Below are 21,423 nucleotides of genomic sequence, written 5' to 3' on the forward strand. Positions count from 1 at the left end.
GCGATGACCCTGTCCATCAGCGGGCTCACCAAATCCTTCGGCGGCGCCAAAGCCCTGGACGGCGTCGACCTGACCGTGCCCGCCGGCCAGGTGCACGCGCTGCTCGGGCACAACGGTGCCGGGAAGTCGACCCTGATCAAGTGCCTGGGCGGCGCCTACGCCCCCGACGCGGGCACCATCGAGGTCGGCGGTGCCGCGTACGCCCGGCTGAGCCCGCGTGAGTCGATCGCTGCCGGGGTGGCGATCATCTTCCAGACCCTGAGCGTCGTCGAGCCGCTCACCGTCGCCGAGAACATCTTCCTCGGCCAGGAGTGGACCCGCCGCTCCCGGCTCGGCGCGGTCCACCGGCGGGCCCAGGAGGAGGTCGCCGCCGGGCTGCTTGAACGGGTCGCCGCGAGCTGCTCTCCCCGCGACCGGGTCGGCGAACTGTCCATGGGGCAGCGGCAGTTGGTCGAGATCGCGAAAGCGCTCAGCCGCAGTGCCGCCGTCCTCGTGCTCGACGAGCCCACCGCCGCGCTCTCCCGCGCCGAGAGCGACGCCCTCGCCGAGCGGGTCGAGGACCTGCGCACCCAGGGTCTCGCCATCGTCTACGTCACCCACCTGCTGTCCGAGGTCGAACGGCTCGCCGACGCCGTGACCGTGCTCCGCGACGGCCGGGTCGGCTACCACGCGCCCATGACCGGGCACACCAGGCGGCACCTGGTCGACACGATCGTCGGCAAGGGTGCCGTCGCGGCGAGCGGCGGGGGCGGGCGCGGTCCGGAACCCGGCGCTTCGACGGCCGGTGAGGGGCTGGGGGCGGGCGTCACGGCAGCGGGGGTGGTGTCGGCGGAGGCCGGGGTGGTGGGTGTCTGCGGGGAGGCCGGTTCGTCAGTGGGTGGTCCGGATGTGGGTGTCCGTGGGGAGGCCGGTTCGTCAGCGGCCCGCCCGGCCGTGGCCGGTCCGGCCGTGACGAATCTCGCCTCCGTGCCTTCCGCCGCGACGGATCCCGCCCACACGCCTTCGGCCGCCGCGGACCCGGCTTGGCCGGTCGAGGCCGTAGGCGACTCCGTGTCTTCGGCCGCCACGGACCCGGTTTCACCGAGCGCGGCCGTAGGCCGCCCCGCCGTGCTCGCGCTCGACGGCCTCACCGGCCCCGGGTTCGGGCCCATCGGCCTCGACGTGGCAGGCGGCGAGATCGTCGGCCTGTACGGGCTGATCGGCTCCGGGCGTACGCGCCTGCTGGAGACCCTCTTCGGCCGCCGCCCCCGCACCGGTGGGACGGTACGGGTCGCCGACCGCGTCGTCACCGCGGCCCGTCCCGCCGACGCGCTCGCGGCCGGCATCGCACTGGTCCCGGGCGACCGCCGCGCGCAGGGGATATTCGCGGGGCTCAGCGCGCAGGACAACGCCCTGCTCCCCGCCGTTCGCCCGCTGGCGCGGTGGGGCGTACGCTCCCGTGCGGCCGAGCGTCGCCTCTTCGCCGACCTGGCCGGATCGGTGGGCCTGCGGCCCTTCGCACCCCGGCTGCCCGCGGTCGCCTTCTCCGGCGGCAATCAGCAGAAGCTGGTCCTCGGCCGCTGGGTCAACGCCTCCCGCACGCCCGAGGTCCTGCTGCTCGACGAGCCCACCCAGGGCGTCGACGTCGGCTCCCGCCAGGAGATCTACCGGGTCGTGGGCCGGCTCGCCGCGGAGCGGGGCACCGCGGTGCTCTTCGCCTCCTCCGACCCTGAGGAGATCGTCGCCCTCGCGCACCGCTGCCTGGTCGTCGCCGGAGGGCGGGTCGTCGGTGAGCTGTCGGGAGCCGAACTGACCGAGGAAGCGCTGCTCTCGGCGGTCCACGACGGGCCCGGCCCCGACACCCTCACCCCCGCCGCCGCGCACATCGCCGGTTCAGCCGAAGGAGAAGCACCATGACCACCGTCCAGCAGGCCGAACAGGACGAACGGGCTGAACGGGCTGAACAGACCGGGCGGCTCGCGCTCCCCGGCCCCCGTGCCCTGGCCGCCGCAGGTCTGGGGAGCGTGCAGCGGCACCCGTTGCTGCCCGTTCTGGCCCTGATGGTGCTGGGTTTCCAGCTGACGACGGGCAGTTTCCTGGACGTGGCGAACCTGCGCGGGATCGCCACCGACGCCGCGACGATTGCGATCGTCGCCGTGCCGCTGGCGCTGCTCGTCATCAGCGGCTACCTGGACCTCTCGGTCGGGTCCAGCCTGGCGCTGGGCGGTCTGGTCGCCGGGCAACTGGCTGGCACGCACCACCAGTCGCTCGCCGTGTCGGTGCTGGGCGCGCTGGCGGCGGGCGCGGTGGTGGGGGCGGTCAACGGCGTCCTGTGCTGCTACCTCGGGCTGTCGGCGTTCATCGTGACGCTGGGCATGCTCACGGCGGTACGGGGCCTGGCACAGCAACTGTTCCCACTGCCGCTGAGCAACTTCGGCGAGGGGTACGCCTGGCTCGGCGGGGCCACGCTCGCCGGGATCGCGGCGCCGGTCGTCATCGCGGCCGTGGTGCTGCTCGCCGGGGCGGCGTACCTGGCGTTCGCGCCGGGCGGGCGGCACGTGTTCGCGATCGGGGTCAACCGGGAGGCCGCGTATCTCTCGGGGATCAACATCCGCCGTACGCCGTTCGGGCTCTTCGTTCTCACGGCGGCCGCCGCCGCGCTCACCGGTGCCATCAAGGCGTCGGTGCTGGACAGCGCCTCGGCAGGCACCTCCGGCGCCGGGTTCGAGCTGACGGTGCTGACCGCGGTGCTCCTCGGCGGCGTGGCGCTGACCGGCGGCTCGGGGTCGGTCTTCGGGGTGCTCCTTGGCGTGCTGTTCCTCGGCTGCCTGCAGAACGGACTGACGCTGCTCAGCGTGCCGGCCTTCTGGCAGCAGATCGCCCAGGGCACCTCGCTGGTCGTCGGCGCCGCGCTCGCGTACTTCGGCCCCCGGCTGCGCCGGTCCTGATCACCGAACGGGCAGCACCGAACAGCAGCACCCGACGGAACCACCGAACAGAGAGAGCCCGGACAAATGAACCGTGCGGACAGCACCCTCATCCTCACCAACGGCCAAGTCCTCACCGTCGACCCGGACTTCACGGTCGCCGAGGCCGTGGCCGTACGCGGCCGGGAGATCGTCGCCGTAGGGACGTCGGCCGAGATCGCGGCATACGCCGGGCCGTCGACGCGCGTCGTGGACCTGGCGGGGCGGACCGTACTGCCGGGAATCAACGACTCGCACCTGCACGGGGCCGCATACGCGATGACCAAGGCGCCGTTCGCCATCGACGTGGGCCACCCGGCGGTGCGGTCGATCGAGGAGATCGCCGAGGCCGTACGGAAGGCGGCCGAGGCGGCCGGCCCGGAGGAGTGGGTGGTCGGCCTGGGCTGGGACCCGGGCTACCTGGCGGAGTGCCTGGCCGACCCGGGCCGCCTGCCCGGCCGCCTCGACCTCGACCGGGTGGCACCGGACAACCCGGTGTGCCTCACCGACTTCTCCGCGCACATGGTGTGGGCCAACAGCGCCGCCCTGCGCGCCGCCGGGATCGACCGGACCACCGAGCCGCCGCCGGGCGGGGTGATCGACAAAGACGCCGACGGCGAGCCGACCGGCATCCTGCGGGAGGCGGCCCAGCGCTTCGTGCAGAGCCTGCTGCCCTCACCCACCGTCGCGCAGCGCCGGGAGGCGATCCGCTCGCTCGTCGCCGAACTGCACGCACGCGGCATCACCAGCTACACCGAACCCGGCCTCGGTACCGCCGGTGCCGACACCCTCTTCGGCGGACTCGGCGCCGACAACCTCACCGCCTACGCCGAACTGGTCGCCGAGGGCGCGTTGGCGGCCCGGGTGAGCGTGTTGCTGCTCCCGGCCCCGATGGGCGGCTCAGCCGCCGACGTACGTACAGGGCTCGAAGGGCTCCAGGTCCCTCAGTCGGCGGACGAGCGGCTGCTACGGGTGATCGGCGTCAAGATCTTCGGCGACGGCGTGCCGCCCAACCGCACCGCCTGGATGAGTGAGCCGTACCCCGAGGGCGGCCACGGCGCGCTCTGCGTGCACGGTGACACGCCCGCGCTCCAGGTGGACGAGCTGCGCGAAATGATCCGCATCGCCCACAAGGCGGGCTACCAGCTCGGCGTGCACGTCACCGGCGACCTGGCCATCGACACCGTCGTCGACGCCTTCGTCGACGCGAACGCCGCCGCCCCGCGCCCCGACGCCCGGCACTACGTCATCCACGGCGACTTCGTCAGCCCGGAGAGCCTGGCCAAGCTCGCGGCGCACGGCTACGGGGTCAACATGAACCCCGGCATCAAGTGGACGGTCTCCGACCTGATGGACGAGCTCGTCGGCGAGCGCCGCTCCGCCTACCAGTGGCCGGTCCGCTCCGCAGTCGAGGCCGGCGTCACCGTCTGCGCCAGCTCCGACGCCCCCATCACCGAGCCCGACTGGCGCCAGGGCGTGGCCGGCATGCTGCTGCGGGAGTCCAAGGCCAGTGGCCGGCGCAGCGGCGCCGACCAGTGCGTGGGCCTCGCGGACGCGTTGCGCGCGTACACCGTCAACGCCGCCCGTCAGGACTTCGCCGACGACTGGAAGGGGTCCATCGAGCCAGGGAAGGTCGCCGACCTGTGCGTACTGGACCGCGACCTGCTGCGCACCGACCCGCATGACATCACCGCCGTCGAGGTCGATCTGACCGTGTTCGACGGGCAGATCGTCTTCGAGCGCTGACATTCTCGCTGTCTGTTGATGTCTCGATGTCGCTGGTCGAGACGAACTTGTGAAGGCCGGCGAGCGTCGGCTGCCAACCCTGACCGGTGAACTCCGGCCCAGCGCACCCTCTACCGCACCGTGTGGGAAGACCTCACCAACGTGCTCAAGCACGCCCCCGGCGCCGCCACGACCGTCCTGGTGTGACATGAAGGCACCTTCGAGTCCGGCGTCACCTCCGACGGCCGCTACCGCGTGACGCTCCGGATCCCGGCCCACGCGGACTGAGCGCCGCTACCTGACGCCGGGACACACCGCCGAGGTCATCAGCACCCTGGTGAACGACCGAGCGGGGCCTGGTCGTGCTCACCCATCTGTGGTGAGGTGCCGAGGGTCGGTCCCGTCGACGATCCGTTCATCCCCGACCGCGATCAGCTGCGATCGGGCAGGGAGCAGGTTCCGTCCCTGGGCCCGGCACTGATCGTGCCCGGCCACGGTGCACCGTTCGCGCCGTCCGACGCCACACCGCTCTAACCACGGCAGGGCCGGGGCCGGGTCGACTCCCTTACGGTCAGACGATGGGGCACCGTGACCGGGGAGCGGGCCCCGGGTGACTCGATGGCGCCCACGAGCGCGGTGACCGCGGCCTCCATGGCGACCTCGGGGCAGAGGCTGAGCGTCGTGACCGGCGGATCCGTGTCCGCGTAGGCGGGGTCTTCGCTCATGCACGCGACCAGGAGGTCGTCGGGCACGCGCAGGCCGTGGTGCCGGGCCGCGTTGAGCAGTGAGCGGCCCGACAGGTTGTAGATGCCGTAGACGGCGTCCGGGCGGTCGGCGTGTTCCAGCAGGGTGTGCGCGCCGGTGTCGGATCCCACCCCTGGGATGAGAGGAGCCGACAGCGGTTCCTGGCCGTGGTCGGCACACCAGTCCTGGTAGGCCTCGAGGCAGGTGCGGGAGTAGTGCTCGGTGCTCGGTCCCGCGATCAGGGCGATCCTGCGGGCTCCTTCAGCCGCGAGGTGATCGAGGACCGAACGCACGGCGGCAGTGTGGTCGTTGTCCACCCAGAGGTCGTCGGGGTGGCCGTCCACCGGTCGGCCGTCGAAGGCCAGCGGAGTCCCAGCCCGGCGCAGGGCGTCAGTGAGAGGGTCCTCGGCCGGCGCGTCGAGCAGGAGTACTCCGTCGAGTTCGAGCGCCTGTCCGCTGCCAGGTGTGGAGGGCAGCACGCTGAGAGCGTAGCCGTGGCGGTGGGCGACGGCCGTGGCGGTGGTGATGGCCTGGGCGTAGTAGGCCACGTCGACGAAGTTCCAGGCCACGTCCCGGTACGTGGTCACCGCGAGACCGAGAGTCCGGGTCCGGCCACGCCCTTGCCCCGTCGTGTAGCCGAGCAGCGCGGCGATCTCCAGTACGCGGCGGCGGGTTGAGTCGGTCATACGGCCGGTGCCCTTGAGAGCGTGCGACACGGTCGCCGTCGACACCTCGGCCGTGCGCGCTATGTCCACGATTCTCACCGCATTCATGACCCAAAGATACGGATCCAATTGTTACGGCCATGTTTGGCGACTAATTCCGTTGCCAAATCGTACTTGTGGTCAATCGCGTAACCAATGACCGTTTGAGGCAACAGCGTCGGGTGACACCCCTGGTGGAAGGACGGTCATGGGTCAACGGACCAATCGCAGAACGTTTCTCGTCGGCGCGGGCGCAGCGGCGGCAGCCGCCGCTCTCCCTCTCAGTGCTGCCACGTCGGCATCCGCCGCCCCACGACGTCGCTCGGCGGCCACGGTTCTGCACAGCGGTGTCGTCTTCACCGGGAGACAGGGGTGTCGCCCGGCACAGGCGCTGGCCGTCGGCCGTGACGGCACCCTCCTGGCCGTCGGTTCCAACGCCGAGGTCCGGCGGTTCCTCGGCCGCGACACCGAGTCGATCGACCTCAAGGGCGGCTTCGTGATGCCGGGTCTGCACGACGGGCACGCCCATCCCGTCTCCGCGGGCCTTTCCCTGCACAATGTCTCGCTCGGTGACGCCGAGCTGACGATCGCGCAGATCCAGGCCGTCATCACCTCGGCGCTCACGGCGTCCGCCGACCAGGAGCCCGACGGCTGGCTCCAGATCAGCATGTGGAACTCCAGCGGCGTCCTGCCCGCCGGGACCGTCGTGACCAAGGCCGACCTGGACTCGCTCGCCACCAGGCGGCCCATCTACGTCAAGTCCTCGGACGGCCACAACGCCTGGGTCAACTCCCGCGCCCTGGCCCTGGCGGGGATCACCAAGAGCACCCCGGACCCGGACGGCGGCACCATCGTGCGCGACGCCTCCGGTGAGCCCACAGGCCTGCTGAAGGACACCGCCGGACGCCTGGTCAGCGATGTCATCCCGGATCTCACCCTGGCCCAGGAAGTGGCGGCGGCCGGCGAGGCGTTCGCCATGCTGGCCGCCGCCGGGGTGACCTCGGTCATGAGCGCCTCGACCAGAGACGACTCCGTCGAGCTGTACCTGGCCCTCGCCGCGGCGAAGAAGCTGACGCTGCGCACGCACCTGGCCTACCGCCTCTCCGCCGACCAGGCCAAGGACCCCCAGGCCGCACTTGACCTGCTCCAGGCCTTCGAGAAGAGCCTGGCGGGCGCCGACCTGCTCAGCACCGGCACCGCCAAGGTCTTCATGGACGGTGTCATGGAGTACCCGGCGCACACCGCCGCGATGCTCGACCCCTACCTGGTCAACACCGGCACCGACACCGACCCCCACTGGGTGCCGGGCACCGACTACGGCAGCCTCTACTTCGACCAGGACACCACCACCAACCTCGCCCTCGTCCTGGACCCGGCCGGCTGGCAGCTGCACGCGCACGCCATCGGTGACCGGGCCGTACGCACCGCGCTCACCGCCTACGAGGCCGCCATCCGTCAGGGCGGACGGCACCGCGACAACCGGCACACCCTGACGCACATCGAGCTGGTCGCCCCCTCCGACATCCGCCGCATGGCCCGCGCCCGGGTCCTGGCCAACATGCAGCTCCAGTGGGCGCAGCACGACTCGTACACCGGTGACTCGCTCCTGCCGTACATCGGCGCCGAGCGCCAGGCACGCCTCTACCCCGCCCGCTCGATGGAGCGGGCCGGGGTCCGCCTCACCGGCGGCACCGACTGGCCCATCGACGACTTCAACCCCTGGCGCCCGGTCGACCAGGCCATCACCCGCACCGGTTCGGACGGCACTCCCTTCTTCCCCGAGGAGAGCCTGTCCCGGATCAGTTCGCTGCGCATGCACACCCTCGGCAGTGCCTACCAACTCCACCAGGAGCACCTCACCGGCACCCTCGAAGTCGGCAAACAGGCCGACCTCGTCCACACCGACCGCGACCTGCTCAAGATCAAGGCGACCGAGATCCACGGCACCCAGGCCGAGCTGACCATGATCGGCGGCGAGATCGTCCACGACGCCGGTTCGACGACGACGGCGACCCGCACGACGCACGCCTCGATCGCCGCGGCGAAGACGCTGCGTGCCACCGGCGCCACATGCCGACCGAGGCACTCGCACGCAGCCTGCGGCCACTGACCGGAGCTGTGCACCGGCAAAAAGCCAGACAAGAAGGGGCCTCCACCTTGGCCGGGGCGGAGCGGTAGTGTTCCAGCACCGCCGCCCGCACCAGGAACGGCCAGGCCGAGGTGATTGCCGCCTACGCCTCCGACAGGGAACGGGCACTGGTCGATTGGGAGCTGGACCTGCCGACCGAGCCGGCCCGGGGCGTGCCGGTCGCGGACAGCGCGCGAACAGTCGACAGGCACCCGCGACCAGCCCCAGGTGATCAAGCTTCGTGAGCATGTCGGCCGTTCCCCGTGCCACGATCCCAAGCGGGGCGGTCAGGCCATCCTCGTCCCGCTCCTGTCCCGGCGACGGCATCCACGTCTTGCTCGCCGACCAGGCGAGGAACGACCGAGTCCTGAACGTCCTCGGTGACCGTGCCGCTCTCGGATGGCCCACCCCCTCACGAGTGTGCGATCGCCTTGTGGGTGAAGGTGGGTGACGTTCCTGGGTTGGCCCAGGAGGCGGTCAGTTCGCTGGAGGGGAAGAACTGGAGGAAGCGGGGGTCGGTCTGGGAGCGGTCGACCAGGGTCTTCTCGAGGATCAGCGAGTTGTACTGCTCCGCGGTCGTCTCGATGGTGTTGGCGTTGAGGACGACCTCCTGGCCCCAGGTGCGGGCCCAGCGGGCGATGCCCGGCATGCGGGAGTGCTCGGGGGTCAGGCACTCGGTGGCGATGACGTTCTCGCTGCTGGCCCAGATGCCGGTGGAGGTGTTGAGGACGATGGTCTGGTTGCCGAGCACGTGTCCCGGGGTCTCGATCACGGCGACGCCGGGGCCGAGGATCAGGGAGCCGTCGACGGGGAGGAACGCGTCCGGCCGTACGTCCTGGTAGGTCTCCGGCTGGTACCAGGGTTGCTGGAGGGGGTGCAGTTGGGACATGGCCAGCAGTTCGTGGCGCTGCACGATGACCTTGGCGTTGGGGAAGGCGGGCTGCACGGTGCCGCCCAGGTCGCTCTGCGGGCTCGTCGTGCCCACCCAGCGGCGCAGGTCCTGGGTGTGCAGGTGGTCGAAGAGCAGGTAGTCGACGTCCTCCGGCTTGATGCCGAGGCGGGCCAAGTGGCCGAGGACCGTGCCGTGTTCGGTGGTGAGCAGCGACTGCAACGGCTTGGGAGTGCGGCGGATCAGTGCGGCGAAGTAGGGCGTGTTCTGGCCCAGTTCGTGGTCGCTGGGCTCGAACAGCAGCACGCGCCCCCGTCCGTCGCTCTCCGTCCACCGCACCACCAGCATGCGGTTGGTGATCGACAGAAACGGGGCGATCGCCCGACTGGCCCGGAACAGACCGAACTTGGTCGGGTACGGCAGAGTGATCAGGTCACAGGTCGTGACGCTGTCCGGGGTGCCGGTCGCGGCGAACTCGGCACGGAAGACCTTGGCCTGGTCACGGGCCCAGGCGAGTTTGGCGCCGTAGCCGCCGGGCACCTCGGTCAGGCCGTCGAAGGCGGTGACGCGGGTGCCCAGGGTGGGCATGTCGAGGACATCGGAGTCCTGCCAGGCGAGCTTCATCGATCCTCCCGGAGGGTGTGAACAAGGGCTGTGCGGCGGGGCTTTGAGGAGGCGCTTCAGTACGGGGCCTTCTCGCCCTCGGTCGTCACGCCGAAGGTGTTCAGGAAGTTGCAGACCAGTTGGTAGAAGCCGACCGTGAGGACCAGGTCGGAGAGCTGCCCGGCGGTGAGGAAGGCCAGCGCCTCGCCGCGCTCGGGCTCCGTGAGGGTGTGCTGTTCCAACAGCCGGTCGGTCAGGGAGAGGACTGCTCCCTGCTCCGCCGACAGTCCTTCCGACGAACCGCTCTTGGCGGCGGCGATGCCGGCCTCGTCGAGCCCTAGGAGCCGACCGATGTTCTCGTGGTGATGGATCTCGTACGGCGCCTGGTAGGCGTGTCCGACCCGGAGGATGGCGAGTTCGCGCAAGGGGTGCGGCAGGGCTCCCTGGAAGATCGCGTCGGCCATCTGGAGGAAGGCTGGGGCCAGGGCGGGCGAGTGGAACACCATGCGGTAGATGTTCACGGCTGACCGCTCGGCGGCGACCTTCCGCAGGTCGGCGGGGAGTTCGGTCAGGTCGGGGTAGTCCACAGTCGTCTCCTTCGTGCGTACGGCAGTGTCAGCCGACCTTGTTGATGGGGTTGGTGCCGTCCCATGCGGCCGCCATCTCCCGCAGCGCGGCGAAGAGTTCGCCCTTGGCGCCACCGATGTCGGAGATCTCGATGACTGTGCCGGGGTGCGTCTCGGTGTCGAGGTAGGCGAAGCGGCCGCCCTGGACCGAGCCCTCCTGGACGACGGTGTAGCCAAGGGACAGGGCGCGGTCGTAGAGCTCCTGGTAGTCCTTCGTCCAGTAGGCGACGTGCTGCGCGCCCTCGTGTCTCGCGTCAAGGAAGTCCTTGTAGGCCGACGGCTCGTCGTTGAGCGGCTGGATCAACTCGATCTGCACATCCCCCGAGTTGGCGACCGCGGCGGCCATCTGCATGCCGGAGTCGGCGCCTCGGTACTTGAACCAGTCCGTCTGCACCGGGTCCTGGTAGAACCAGGGGCCCACGCCCTGGGCGACCCAGAACTCCATAGCGGCGTGCAGGTCGCGGACGACGTACCCGATCTGGGCGATCTGCCCGAAGACGCGGCTCATGAAGTGACCTCCAGAACGATCTTTCCCACGGCTGTGTTGGAACGCATGTGGTCCGCCGCCGCCTTGGCGTCGTCGAAGGCGAAGACACGGTCGACGACGGCTCGGACCCTGCCTTCCTCCATGGCGGGTACGGCATCGGCGGTGAGGGCGGTGCAGGCGTCGGCGAGCTCGTCGGGGGTGCGCACGCTGAAGGTCGTGCCGATGACCCGGAGGCGGCGGAACGACAGCTGGTTGAGGTCGATGGTGGACTCGGCCCCGGCCAGCCGTCCGACGTTGACGACGGTGCCGCCGATGCGCGTGGCGAGGAAGGTGTCGGCGAAGAGCTGTCCGCCCACGTGGTCGAGGGTGAGGTCCGCCCCGGCGCCGCCGGTGGCATTGGCCACGGCCTCGGCCAGGTTCTCGGACGCCGTGTTGACGACGACGTCCGCGCCGACGGACTTCAGGGCGGCGGCCTTGCTCTCGGAGGTGGTGGTCGCGATGACCTGGGACGCACCGAACGCCTTGGCCAGCTGGACGCCGATCAGGCCGACCGACGAGGTGGCGCCGACGACGAGGAGACTCTGCCGCAGGCCGAATCCGCCCTGGGCGAGTGCGTCGTGCTCGGTCGCCAACGCCACGGGCAGGGCCGCGGCATCGGTCCACGACAGGGACTCCGGCACCGTGATCACATGCCGGTGGTCGACCAGGGCGTACGGGGCGAAGGAACCCAGGGTGACGCCCATGACCCGGTCGCCGACGGTCCAGCGCTTCACGTCGGCGCCGATCGCGTCGACCTCGCCGGCGAATTCGAGACCGGCGGTGAACAGGTCGCTCGTCTTCGCTCGGGGGTTGTAGGTGCCCTGCAGCATGTAGAGGTCCGCCCGGTTGACGGCGGCGGCCCGGACACGGACGCGGATCTGTTCCGGTCCCGGTGCCGGTACGTCGACGTCCCGGACTTCCCATTCGGGTCCGGCGCCGCCCATCAGCGCCCGCATGGTGCTGGTCATCAGTGGTTCTCCGTTAACGAGGTGGAAAGAGCGCTGAAAAACTTACGGTGTATGTACGTTGTTTCCTCAAGCTAGACTTACGTAATAAGTCATGTCAAGGGCAGGGGAGACGGCTGATGAAAGGCCAAGGCGGCGGCCGGGGCAGGCGGCTCGGCCTGACGCGGGGCAAGGTCGTCGAAGCCGCCCTCGCGGCCATCGACCGGGACGGCCCGGACTCCTTCTCCCTGCGAAAACTCGCTGGTGAGCTGGGTGTCGAAGCGATGTCGCTCTACAACCACGTACCGAACAAGGACGCCCTGCTGGAGGGTGTCGCGGAGCGGCTGCTGGGCGGGATCGAGCTGTCCGGGGCCGACGCGGGAACCTGGCAGGAGCGCGCGCGGGCGTACGCCGCCGCCTTCCGGGCCGCGGCGCTGCGGCATCCCAAGGCGTTCACTCTGGTCCTCACTCGGCCCACGCAGTCGCCGGCGGCCCTGGAGAACGTTCGGTGCGCCCTGGCCGGCTTTCCCGAACTCGGTCTCTCACCCCAGGAACTCGTCCATGTGGTGCGGAGTTTCGCCGGTTTCACCGTCGGCATGATCATGCGGGAGCTGGGCTCGGCCATCACCATGGGCACGGTCGAGCCGGACCAGATCCGGCGGCGGGTCGAGGAGATGGCCGCCGTGGGTGATCCGCTCCTGTCCGCCGCCACCCCCTATCTCGCGGTGAGCGATCACCGGGCCGAGTTCGAGCACGGCATCGAACTGCTGATCGCCGGTCTGGCGGTGCGGGTGGGGGTGCCGTACGACGGTGGGCCGAGAGGGGTCTGCTCGTGAACCCGCCCGCAGGGGGCAGAAGACGACAGCCGCGTGGTCTGCGCCGTGCCGAGCAGATCCGGGACGCGGCGGAGGAACTCATCGCGGCCTCCGGTGTGGAAGCCGTCGGCATGAACGCCGTCGCCAGGCATGCGGGAGTGTCGCCGGGCACGCTCTACCAGTACTTTCCGCACAAGCGGGCCCTCGTGGACGGGCTTCTGCAGCGGTTCGTGGAAGACCTGCGCGCTGATACGGCGGTCGCGCCCCGGGCCCTGGACGGGAAGGGCGGCGCGGCGACCGAGTCCGCCGTGGACGGAGTGCTCCGCTCGGTGCTGACCCTGGCGGAGAGCCGCCCGGCCCTGCTTCCTCTTCTGTCTGACACCGGAACGTTCGGTGAGCCGAACGCGCTCTTCCGGTCCCTCGCGACCCGTCTGACCCTAGCCCTGAACGAGGGTGCGCCCGGCGAGCTTGCGACCCGCTTCCTCGTCCAGGGCGTCGTGGTCGCTCTCCGATGTGACGACCGCGGGGCGCGGACTGCCGTACTCGCGCAGACGCGGGCGGCGATTCTGGGTACTTTCCGGGCCTCGACCTGCCTTGATTCCTCATAGTGCTTGAGACTTATGAGATAAGTTGATACATGGCGCAGGGATGCGCCGCTGACCGGAGGGATGGGTGATGGCGCAGAGGATGACCCGCCGTGGGCCGTTGACCAGGGAGGAGATCGTGCGTCAAGCCCTGGTGGTGGCCGAGACGGAGGGCATGGAGAAGCTGTCGCTGCACAAGATCGCGGCGGCGGTCGGGGTGCGGACCATGTCGTTGTACAACCACGTCGACGACAAGACCGACGTGCTGGACGCCATGGCCGACGTGATCCTGAGTGGGGTCCGCATCCCCGATGTCGACGCGATGCCGTGGGAGGACGCCCTGCGCGAGCTCGCCCGCTCCTTCCGCGCCGCCGCCCTCGAGTACCCCCGTTCCGCGCCCCTCGTGCTGACCCGGCGCCTGAACGCGCCCGCCGCCATGCCGGTCGTGGAGGCCGCGCTACGGATCCTGCACCGGGCGGAGCTGGAGGGCGCCGCCGCGGTCCATGTGCTGCGGACCTTCATCGCGTTCCTGATCGGCACCCTCTCGCGCGAGGTGGGCTCGGCGCCGACGTACGCCGGAGCCATCCCGGGCGTGATCGTCATGCGCGAGCAGGAACTCGTCGACAGCGGGCTGCCCGCCGTGGCCGCAGAAGCCGCCGAACTGGCCGTCTGTGACCACGAAGCGGAGATGGAGTTCGGCCTGGAGCTCCTCCTCGACGCGGTCCGCCGCCGCGCCGAGGCACGCTCGTGACCTGACGGACCCGCCCCGCCGGGAGTCGCGCCGTACGGCTTCGGCTCCCGACGGTGTACGGCCCCCACCGCCACGTCACCCCACCGGCACCTCACTCCGCTCGGCGTCCTTCTCCGCCCTGTGCTCGGGGAGGTTGGCTCCCTCGATGTCCACGTCGGGCAGGGCGCGGTCGAGCCAACGGGGCAGGCTCCAGGCGCGGCGGCCGAGCAGTGCCATGGCGGCGGGCACGAGGGTCATGCGGACGACGAAGGCGTCGATGAGGACACCGACGGCGAGTGCGAAGCCGATGGCCTTGATGACGGGGTCCTCGTTGAAGATGAACCCGGCGAAGACCGCGGCCATGATGAGCGCGGCCGCGCTGACGACGCGCCCGCTGCGGGCTACGCCGTGCACGACGGCCTGCAGCGGGTCCAGGGTGTTCTCGTGGTGCTCGCGCATGCGGCTGACGAGGAAGACCTCGTAGTCCATGGCCAGTCCGAACAGGACGCCGATCAGCAGGACGGGCAGGAAGCTGGCGACCGGAGCGGCCGAGGGGATGGCCAGCGGGCCGTTGAGGTGGCCGTACTGGAACACCCAGACCGTGGTGCCCAGGGCCGCGGCGACGGAGAGCAGGAAGCCGACGGCCGCTTTGAGCGGGACCAGAAGCGAACGGAACGCCAGGGTGAGCAGGATCAGGGCCAGGATCACGATGATCGCGACGAAGCCGGGCAGGGCGCCGGACAGCTTTTCGGCGACGTCGATGGCCGCCGCGGTCTGACCGGCGATGTAGAGGGTGCCGCCGGCCTTGGCGAAGGCAGGGGCGTGGTCGCGGAGGCGGCCGACCATGTCGGTGGTGGCCTGGTCGTCGGGTCCGGTCTTCGGGACGACGGCCATGACGACGAGGCTCTTGTCGGCGTTGGGGACCGGCTGAGAGACGGTCGCCACGTCGGAGTCCTTGGCCATTGAGGTGCGCAGGTCGGTGACGGTGGCCGTGATGTCTCCGGCGGGTATGTCCTTTGTCTCGACGACGGCGACGAGGGTGGCGTTGAAGCCCGGGCCGAAGCCCTTCGTCAGCAGGTCGTAGCTCTTGTGCTGGGTGCTCGCGGTGGGCTCCGAGGCGTAACTGGGCAGCCCCAGGCGCAGGTTGCGGGCCGGTAGCGCGAGCGCGAGCAGCGCGATCACGCCCACCAGCAGGACGATCAGGGGCTTGCGGGTGACCGTGCGGGCCCAGGCCAGACCCCAGGCGCCGGGGACACGCTCGCGACGGCCGGGACGGGGGCTCTTGGTGCTCTTGGCTCGGGGGCGGAGCCGCTCGCCGAACAGGCCGAGTACGGCCGGCACCAGGCTGACCGCGATGAGGACGGCGATCAGCACCGTGGCGGCGGCGGACAGGCCCATGACGGCCAGGAAGGGAATGCCGGTGGCGGTCAGGGCGGCCAGGGCGATGATCACGGTCGCACCGGCGAAGACGACCGCGCTGCCGGCGGTCGCCACGGCCCGCGCGGTCGACTCCTCGGCGTCCATGTCGGGGTCGGCGAGCTGTTCGCGGTGGCGGGAGATGATGAACAGGGCGTAGTCGATGCCCACCGCCAAACCGATCATGAGGGCGAGCACCGTGGACGTGCCGGTGATCTCCACCCATGTCGAGACGAACTTCACGCCCAGAACGCCGATGGCCACGCCCACCACGGCGGTCACCAGGGGCAGTCCGGCCGCCACCAGTGAGCCGAGGGTGAGCGCCAGGATGACGAGGGCGATCACGACGCCGACGAGTTCGGCGGGTCCGCCGACCTTGGTCTGGGGCTTCATTGCGGTTCCGCCGTACTCGACCTCCAGGCCGGCCTTCTCGGCCTGGGTCATGGCGCTGCTCAAGGAGTCCTTGGCCTGCTGGGTGACGTCGGCGGCGGCCTGCCGGAAGCGGACGTCGGCATAGCCGATCCGCTTGTCCGCGGACATCGTCCCGGTCTTGAAAGGGTCGGAGACCTGCACGACCCCGGAGATCCCGGCGGCCTTCCCGAGGCCCGCCTCGATGGCCGCCTCGGTCTTCGCCTCCGTCAGGTTGCTGCCCTTCGGTGCGGCGTACACCACGCGGATCACACCGCCCGCGGCGTCCGGGAACTGCTTCTCCAGGAGGTCCTGGGCCTTCTGGGACTCGATGCCCGGGACGGTGAAGTCCGAGGCCACCTTGCCGTGGATGGTGATGCCGAGGCCGCCGATCGCGGCGAGCAGCAACAGCCAGACGCTGATGACCCGACCGCGGTGGGTCACCGCCAGCCGCGCCCATGCGTACAGGCGAGACGCCATGTCCGCCTTCCCTTCGTCGTTCGATGACAGCTGGATGCACTCTAAGGCATAATTGCAGTCGACTGTAAATTAGCTCTCCATGGTAATGTTTGAGTATGGTGACTGACGGGCCACGGGACGGCCTCCGGGAGCGAAGCAAGGCTCGGCGACGGGAAGCGATCCTCCGGTCCGCGTACCGGCTCTTCGCGGAGCGCGGATTCGACGCGACGACGATCGCCGACATCGCCGAGGCGGCGGAGGTCTCGCCGCGCACGGTCACGCTGTACTTCCCGTCCAAGCTGGAGCTGGCGCTGGCCCGTTCCGAGGCGCTCGCGGAACGCCTCGGAACGGCCCTGCGCGAGCGGCGGGAGGGCTGGCTGACCCTCGACGCGCTGGAACACTGGCTGCGCGAGGAGATCGCCAACCGGAGCGACCTCGACGACCTGTCCGAGCGCATGTTTGAGCTGAATCCGCAGCTCAGGGCCGTCAGCAACGGACGCCTGGCGGAAGTGGTGCAGGAAGGCGCGCGCATGTTCGCCATCGAGAGCGGCGCCGTGCCGGGTGCCTTCGGCCCGCGTTTGGTGGCCACCACCGCTGCGGCGATCGTCGGCGAGCTGTGTCGCGACCCCGAGAGCGCCGACATCGACGGCGCGATGGCGTTCCTGCGGGCCGGGGCCGCCACGCTGCTCCCGGCCGCGCCCTAAGGGCTCAGAGGGATTCGACTGCCGAGTCGCCGTCTCCGTGGCGTCGGCAGGCGTCGAACCGGTTCGACGTCGGAGCCACGATTGCACAGCAGTATCGTCAACCGGCCCTTAACGGTGGGTGCACTGCACCCAGGCGTCTTGTCGAACCGGTTCGGTGCAAAGCGTTGACACCCGTTCGGGTTGCTCCTAACTTCACTTCACGCGAACCGGTTCGATCCGTACGAGCAAGGAGTCAGCCCGTGAACATCGGTGAGATCGCCAAGCGGGCCGGTGTCTCGCGGAGCACTGTGTCCTACGCGCTGAGCGGCAAGCGTCCCGTGTCCGATGACACCCGGCTGAAGATCCAGCGGGTCATCGACGAACTGGGCTATCGGCCCAACGCCAGCGCGCGTGCCCTGGCCAATGGCCGGACCAGCACCATCGGCCTGGTCTTCCCGCCGGCCGGCAACCACTACACCGGGATGCAGCTCGACTTCATCGGCAGTGTGGTGGAGGCGGCCGCGGCCTACGACTACGACGTACTGCTGTCTCCCAGCGGGGTGGACAGCGACCGTTCGTTCCAGCGGCTGCTGGGGGAGCGTCGGGTCGACGGCGCGATCCTGATGGAGATCAGGCTGGAGGACGACCGGGTCGATCACCTCGACGCGTTGGACTTCCCCTCGGTGGCCATCGGCCGTACCGCACACCCGGAACGCGGCTGGTGGGTCGGCCTGGACCACACCGCGCTGGCGGAGGCATGCGTCCACCACCTCGCCGACCTCGGCCACCGTCGGATCGCCTTCGTCAACCGGCCCGAGCAGCTCCTGCGGGCCGGGTACGAGTCCGCCCGACGCGGCCTCGACGGGTTCACCAAGGCCGCCGCGGAGCGCGGGCTCACCGTCCGGACCTACTGCTGCGGGGACGACGCCGCCTCGGGCCAGGCCTGTGTGGAGCGGATCCTGTACGACGACCCGGCCACCACGGCCCTGGTCACCCTGAACGAGGCCGCGCTCGGCGGCCTGTACCGGGGGCTGGCCGAGGCCGGCCGCCATGTACCGCGCGACTTCTCCCTCACCGGAGTCGTGGCCTGCCGGTGGGCGGAGACGGTGACCCCGCAGCTCACCGCGGCGGACGTGCCGGCGGCGGAGATGGGCCGGCTCGCCGTCGACCTGCTCGTCGAGCGGCTCGACCACCCCGACGCGCCACCCCGGCACCGACTCCTCGCACCGCCGATCTCGTTGCGCTCCAGCACGGGGCCTGCCGGTACCTCGCCCGCCGGTGAGGCCCCGGACGCGGGACTCGACACGAACTCCTGACCCTCTCCTGACCCTCTGACCCGCACCCCGTCACATCCCGTACGTCCCTTCCCCTTCCGCACGCCCCCTCTCCTTCCGCTCGGGCCGCTTGAACAACTCGGCGGCCCCGTTCGGCAGGCCCCGATACCCCCAGGACACCCTCCCCGGGCATTCCTGTGCCAAAAACGAAGAGGACCGCGCAATGAACACATCGGCGAACACATCCGCCAGACGGCGCCTCACTGCCGTAGCCCTGACCGTCGTCGCCATCGCCACGGGCAGCACGGCGTGCTCCTCCGGATCGAGCGGCTCCACGAAGGCCGAGGACACCGGCACGTACACGATCTGGGACCCCTACCCGCAGTTCGACAAGGGCTCGGCGTGGGCGAAGCTGCTGGACGACTGCGGTACCAAGGCCGGCGTGAAGGTCAAGCGGACGGCCTTCGACACCAGCGACCTGGCGAACAAGGCGCTGCTGGCGGCGCAGCAGGACAACTCGGCGGACGTGCTCATCGTCGACAACCCCGTCGTGTCGACCCTGGCCGAGGCGGGGGTGCTCACCACGACCGACGACAACAAGCTGGACACTTCGAAGGCGGACCCCAACCTGCTCGGAGCCGGCCAGGCGGGCGGCAAGACGTACGGCACCCCGGTCGGCGCGAACACGCTCGCCCTCTACTACAACAAGAAGGTGCTGAAGGACGCCGGCGTGGACATCGCCTCCGTCAAGGACTGGAAGACGCTGACGGCGGCGCTGGAGAAGGTCAAGAAAGCGGGCAAGAAGGGCATCACCTTCTCCGCCATCGGGACGGAGGAGGGCAGCTTCCAGTTCCTGCCGTGGTTCTGGGGCTCGGGCGCGCAGCTCACCGCACTCGACTCGGCCGAGGGCGTCTCGGCACTGACGTTGTGGAGCGACTGGCTCAAGAACGGCTATGCGCCGAACTCCGTCATCAACAACACCCAGACCACCAGCTGGCAGGAGTTCGCGACCGGCGACTACGCGTTCAGCGAGAACGGCACCTGGCAACTGGCCAACGCGGAGAAGGCGGGCTTCGAGTACGGGGTCATTCCCGTCCCGGCCGCCTCGGGAGGCAGCGCGGCGGCTCCGACGGGCGGTGAGTTCGTCACTATTCCGGCGCAGGGCGAGACCGACCGCTACGCCACCTCGCAGCAGCTTGTGTCCTGCCTGACCAGCACCGAGAACCTCCTCGCTACCGACACCACGCTCTCCTACGTCGCGCCCACCGCTGAGGTCCAGGACAAGCAGGTCGCGGCCAACGCCGAACTGAAGCCCTGGGTCGACGCGGTCAAGGCGGCCAAGGGGCGGACCAGTGACGACCTGGGCACCAAGTACCCCAAGATCTCAGAGCAGTTGTGGAAGGCGGTCCAGTCCGCACTCAGCGGGGCCGAGTCGCCGAAGGACGCGCTGACCGCGGCCCAGGCCGCCGTCAAGTGACCGTCCGTCGCCAACGCTCCCCGCAGTGGGCCGCCTGGGCCTTCCTCACCCCGGTGACCCTCTACCTCGTCCTCTTCAACGCCTATCCGCTCTACCGCAACCTCGATCTGAGCCTGCGCGACTACACGGTCCGTTCCTTCGTCCGGGGCGACGCCCCGTTCACGGGCCTGGCCAACTACCGGACCGTCTTCGACGACCCGACCTTCGCCCCCGCACTCGTGCACACCGTGGTCTTCACCGCCGTATGCCTGCTCTTCCAGTACGCCATCGGCCTGGCCCTCGCTGTCTTCTTCAACCAGCACTTCCGGCTCTCCGCGACCCTGCGCGCCCTCTTTCTCGTGCCGTGGCTGTTGCCGCTCATCGTGTCCGCCTCCACCTGGTCGTGGATGCTCAACAGCGACTCCGGCATCGTCAACTCCGCCCTGCACGCCGTCGGCATCGGGCCGGTGAACTGGCTGACCTCGCCGGACTGGTCGCTGACGTCCGTGATCATCGCGAACACCTGGATCGGCGTCCCCTTCAACCTCGTGGTCCTCTACAGCGGGCTGCAGTCCATCCCCGCCGGCCTGTACGAGGCAGCCGCCCTCGACGGCGCGAACGCCTGGCAGCGGTTTTGGCACATCACCTTCCCGCTGCTGCGCCCGGTCTCCGCGATCACCCTGCTCCTGGGCCTCGTCTACACGCTCAAGGTCTTCGACATCATCTGGATCATGACCAAGGGCGGCCCGGCCGACTCGTCCACCACCTTCGCCACCTGGTCCTACCAACTCGGCTTCGGCAACCTGCTGCCCGCCTTCGGCCCGGGTGCGGCCGTCGGCAATCTGCTCGTCGTCGCGGCGCTGGTCTTCGGCCTGGTGTACGTCCGGGCCGAGCGAAAGCAGAGGATGTCATGAACAGCAGCTCCCGTACGTGGTGGAAGACCGGCCTCGGCCTGCTGCTGACCGCGATCATGCTCTTCCCGGTCTACTGGATGCTGAACGTGTCCTTCACCCGCGAGCAGGACATGCGCAAATCGCCCCCGGACCTGTTCCCGGTCCACGGCACCCTGGAGGGCTACCGGGCCGTCCTGGACCAGCAGTTGCCGTACCTCGGCACCAGCCTGGTCGTCGGTCTGGGCACCGTCGTGCTGACCGTGGCGCTGGCCGCGCCCGCCGGTTTCGCCCTGGCCAAGCTGCGCCCGCGCGGCGGCGGAGTCCTGAGCTTCGTCCTCCTGGCCGCCCAGATGGTCCCCGGGATCATCATGGCGATGGGCTTCTACGCCATCTACCTCAGCCTCGGCCTCCTCCAGTCCGTGCCCGGTCTGATCATCGCGGACTCGACCCTGGCTGTCCCCTTCGCCGTACTGATCTTCACCGCGTTCATGTCCTCCATCCCCGGCGAACTGCTCCAGGCGGCGAGGACCGACGGCGCCGGGACCCCGCGCACCTTCTGGTCCATCGTCCTGCCGATGAGCCGCAACGCCATCGTCACGGTGTCGCTGTTCGCGTTCCTGTGGTCCTGGTCCGACTTCGTCTTCGCCAGCACCCTCGCGGCCGGCGGCGCCCACCAGCCGATCACCCTCGGCATCTACCAGTACATCGGCAACAACAACCAGGAGTGGAACGCCATCATGGCCACCGCCGTCGTGGCCTCGCTGCCCGCCGCGGTGATCCTCGTCCTGGCCCAGCGGTACGTCGCCGCCGGGGTGACGGCCGGTGCCGTCAAGGACTGACGGATCGTCAAGCGCCTTCTATCGAGCCCCTG

General features: G+C 70.1%; 18 protein-coding genes and 1 pseudogene. 13 read left to right on the plus strand and 6 right to left on the minus strand.

The genetic code is table 11. The annotated features are described in order from the left end of the window. The first annotated feature begins 3 nt into the window (after nt 1-3). From AC5DRG_RS44035 to AC5DRG_RS44050, 4 genes and pseudogenes are all read left to right on the plus strand, one after another. Nucleotides 4-1,896 carry a sugar ABC transporter ATP-binding protein gene (locus AC5DRG_RS44035; RefSeq protein ID WP_491805538.1) on the plus strand — a complete coding sequence of 631 codons (1,893 nt, stop codon included), beginning with the start codon at nt 4-6 and terminating at the stop codon, nt 1,894-1,896. Continuing rightward, nucleotides 1,893-2,927 (plus strand): ABC transporter permease, encoded by a 1,035-nt coding sequence (locus AC5DRG_RS44040; RefSeq protein WP_491805540.1) that lies wholly within the window; start codon nt 1,893-1,895, stop codon nt 2,925-2,927. The genes AC5DRG_RS44035 and AC5DRG_RS44040 overlap by 4 nt, the downstream gene beginning before the upstream one ends. 66 nt (nt 2,928-2,993) lie before the next feature. Next, the gene (locus tag AC5DRG_RS44045) at nt 2,994-4,691 is read left to right on the plus strand and encodes an amidohydrolase (protein ID WP_491805542.1); all 1,698 of its coding nucleotides are present in this window, start codon (nt 2,994-2,996) and stop codon (nt 4,689-4,691) included. Nucleotides 4,692-4,781: 90 nt separating this feature from the next. Then, nucleotides 4,782-4,958, plus strand: a pseudogene (locus AC5DRG_RS44050) (ATP-binding protein); the annotation flags it as partial. A 242-nt stretch (nt 4,959-5,200) separates the two neighbouring features. Here AC5DRG_RS44050 and AC5DRG_RS44055 read toward each other — a convergent pair. Next, complete coding sequence (locus tag AC5DRG_RS44055; RefSeq protein ID WP_491805544.1) at nt 5,201-6,187, minus strand: LacI family DNA-binding transcriptional regulator; 987 nt, start codon at nt 6,185-6,187, stop codon at nt 5,201-5,203. Between the two features lie 139 nt (nt 6,188-6,326). On the opposite strand from AC5DRG_RS44055, the gene AC5DRG_RS44060 reads away from it, so the two are divergent. Further along, nucleotides 6,327-8,228: an amidohydrolase gene (locus tag AC5DRG_RS44060; RefSeq protein WP_491805546.1), complete on the plus strand. Its 1,902-nt coding sequence runs from the start codon at nt 6,327-6,329 to the stop codon at nt 8,226-8,228. 430 nt (nt 8,229-8,658) lie between these two features. Here the strand turns inward: AC5DRG_RS44060 and AC5DRG_RS44065 are convergent, their stop codons facing one another. Genes AC5DRG_RS44065 through AC5DRG_RS44080 form a run of 4 tightly spaced genes read right to left on the minus strand, consistent with a single transcriptional unit; the run spans nt 8,659 to nt 11,858 of the window. Beyond that, nucleotides 8,659-9,759, minus strand: coding sequence for an MBL fold metallo-hydrolase (locus tag AC5DRG_RS44065; RefSeq protein WP_491805548.1), 1,101 nt, complete (start codon nt 9,757-9,759; stop codon nt 8,659-8,661). A gap of 56 nt (nt 9,760-9,815) precedes the next feature. Further along, on the minus strand, nt 9,816-10,325 hold the full coding sequence (locus tag AC5DRG_RS44070; RefSeq protein ID WP_491805550.1) for a carboxymuconolactone decarboxylase family protein: 510 nt from the start codon (nt 10,323-10,325) through the stop codon (nt 9,816-9,818). A gap of 28 nt (nt 10,326-10,353) precedes the next feature. Beyond that, nucleotides 10,354-10,872 carry a VOC family protein gene (locus AC5DRG_RS44075; RefSeq protein ID WP_491805552.1) on the minus strand — a complete coding sequence of 173 codons (519 nt, stop codon included), beginning with the start codon at nt 10,870-10,872 and terminating at the stop codon, nt 10,354-10,356. Next, the gene (locus tag AC5DRG_RS44080) at nt 10,869-11,858 is read right to left on the minus strand and encodes a zinc-binding dehydrogenase (RefSeq protein ID WP_491805554.1); all 990 of its coding nucleotides are present in this window, start codon (nt 11,856-11,858) and stop codon (nt 10,869-10,871) included. The genes AC5DRG_RS44075 and AC5DRG_RS44080 overlap by 4 nt, the downstream gene beginning before the upstream one ends. A 116-nt stretch (nt 11,859-11,974) precedes the next feature. Here AC5DRG_RS44080 and AC5DRG_RS44085 point away from each other — a divergent pair, with 116 nt between their 5' ends. The 3 genes from AC5DRG_RS44085 (at nt 11,975) to AC5DRG_RS44095 (ending at nt 13,984) form a co-directional block, all read left to right on the plus strand. Continuing rightward, complete coding sequence (locus AC5DRG_RS44085) at nt 11,975-12,670, plus strand: TetR/AcrR family transcriptional regulator C-terminal domain-containing protein (protein WP_491805556.1); 696 nt, start codon at nt 11,975-11,977, stop codon at nt 12,668-12,670. Beyond that, nucleotides 12,667-13,257 (plus strand): TetR/AcrR family transcriptional regulator, encoded by a 591-nt coding sequence (locus AC5DRG_RS44090; protein WP_491805558.1) that lies wholly within the window; start codon nt 12,667-12,669, stop codon nt 13,255-13,257. The genes AC5DRG_RS44085 and AC5DRG_RS44090 overlap by 4 nt, the downstream gene beginning before the upstream one ends. A 115-nt stretch (nt 13,258-13,372) precedes the next feature. After that, nucleotides 13,373-13,984, plus strand: coding sequence for a TetR/AcrR family transcriptional regulator C-terminal domain-containing protein (locus AC5DRG_RS44095; RefSeq protein WP_491805560.1), 612 nt, complete (start codon nt 13,373-13,375; stop codon nt 13,982-13,984). 75 nt (nt 13,985-14,059) lie between these two features. Here AC5DRG_RS44095 and AC5DRG_RS44100 read toward each other — a convergent pair whose 3' ends face one another. Next, a complete protein-coding gene (locus tag AC5DRG_RS44100) occupies nt 14,060-16,267 on the minus strand; it encodes an MMPL family transporter (RefSeq protein ID WP_491805562.1) in 2,208 nt (735 codons plus the stop codon). 95 nt (nt 16,268-16,362) lie between these two features. Between AC5DRG_RS44100 and AC5DRG_RS44105 the strand changes: the two genes are divergently transcribed. The 5 genes from AC5DRG_RS44105 (at nt 16,363) to AC5DRG_RS44125 (ending at nt 21,391) form a co-directional block, all read left to right on the plus strand. Further along, nucleotides 16,363-16,950 carry a TetR/AcrR family transcriptional regulator gene (locus tag AC5DRG_RS44105; RefSeq protein ID WP_491805564.1) on the plus strand — a complete coding sequence of 196 codons (588 nt, stop codon included), beginning with the start codon at nt 16,363-16,365 and terminating at the stop codon, nt 16,948-16,950. Between the two features lie 239 nt (nt 16,951-17,189). Next, nucleotides 17,190-18,245, plus strand: a complete 1,056-nt coding sequence (locus AC5DRG_RS44110) for a LacI family DNA-binding transcriptional regulator (protein WP_491805566.1) — start codon at nt 17,190-17,192, stop codon at nt 18,243-18,245. A 181-nt stretch (nt 18,246-18,426) separates the two neighbouring features. Beyond that, nucleotides 18,427-19,680 (plus strand): sugar ABC transporter substrate-binding protein, encoded by a 1,254-nt coding sequence (locus tag AC5DRG_RS44115; protein WP_491805568.1) that lies wholly within the window; start codon nt 18,427-18,429, stop codon nt 19,678-19,680. Then, the gene (locus AC5DRG_RS44120) at nt 19,677-20,573 is read left to right on the plus strand and encodes a carbohydrate ABC transporter permease (RefSeq protein ID WP_491805570.1); all 897 of its coding nucleotides are present in this window, start codon (nt 19,677-19,679) and stop codon (nt 20,571-20,573) included. The genes AC5DRG_RS44115 and AC5DRG_RS44120 overlap by 4 nt, the downstream gene beginning before the upstream one ends. After that, complete coding sequence (locus AC5DRG_RS44125) at nt 20,570-21,391, plus strand: carbohydrate ABC transporter permease (RefSeq protein ID WP_491805572.1); 822 nt, start codon at nt 20,570-20,572, stop codon at nt 21,389-21,391. The genes AC5DRG_RS44120 and AC5DRG_RS44125 overlap by 4 nt, the downstream gene beginning before the upstream one ends. The last annotated feature ends 32 nt before the right edge of the window (nt 21,392-21,423 follow it).

This window comes from Streptomyces sp. JLBG701 (genome assembly GCF_058544905.1).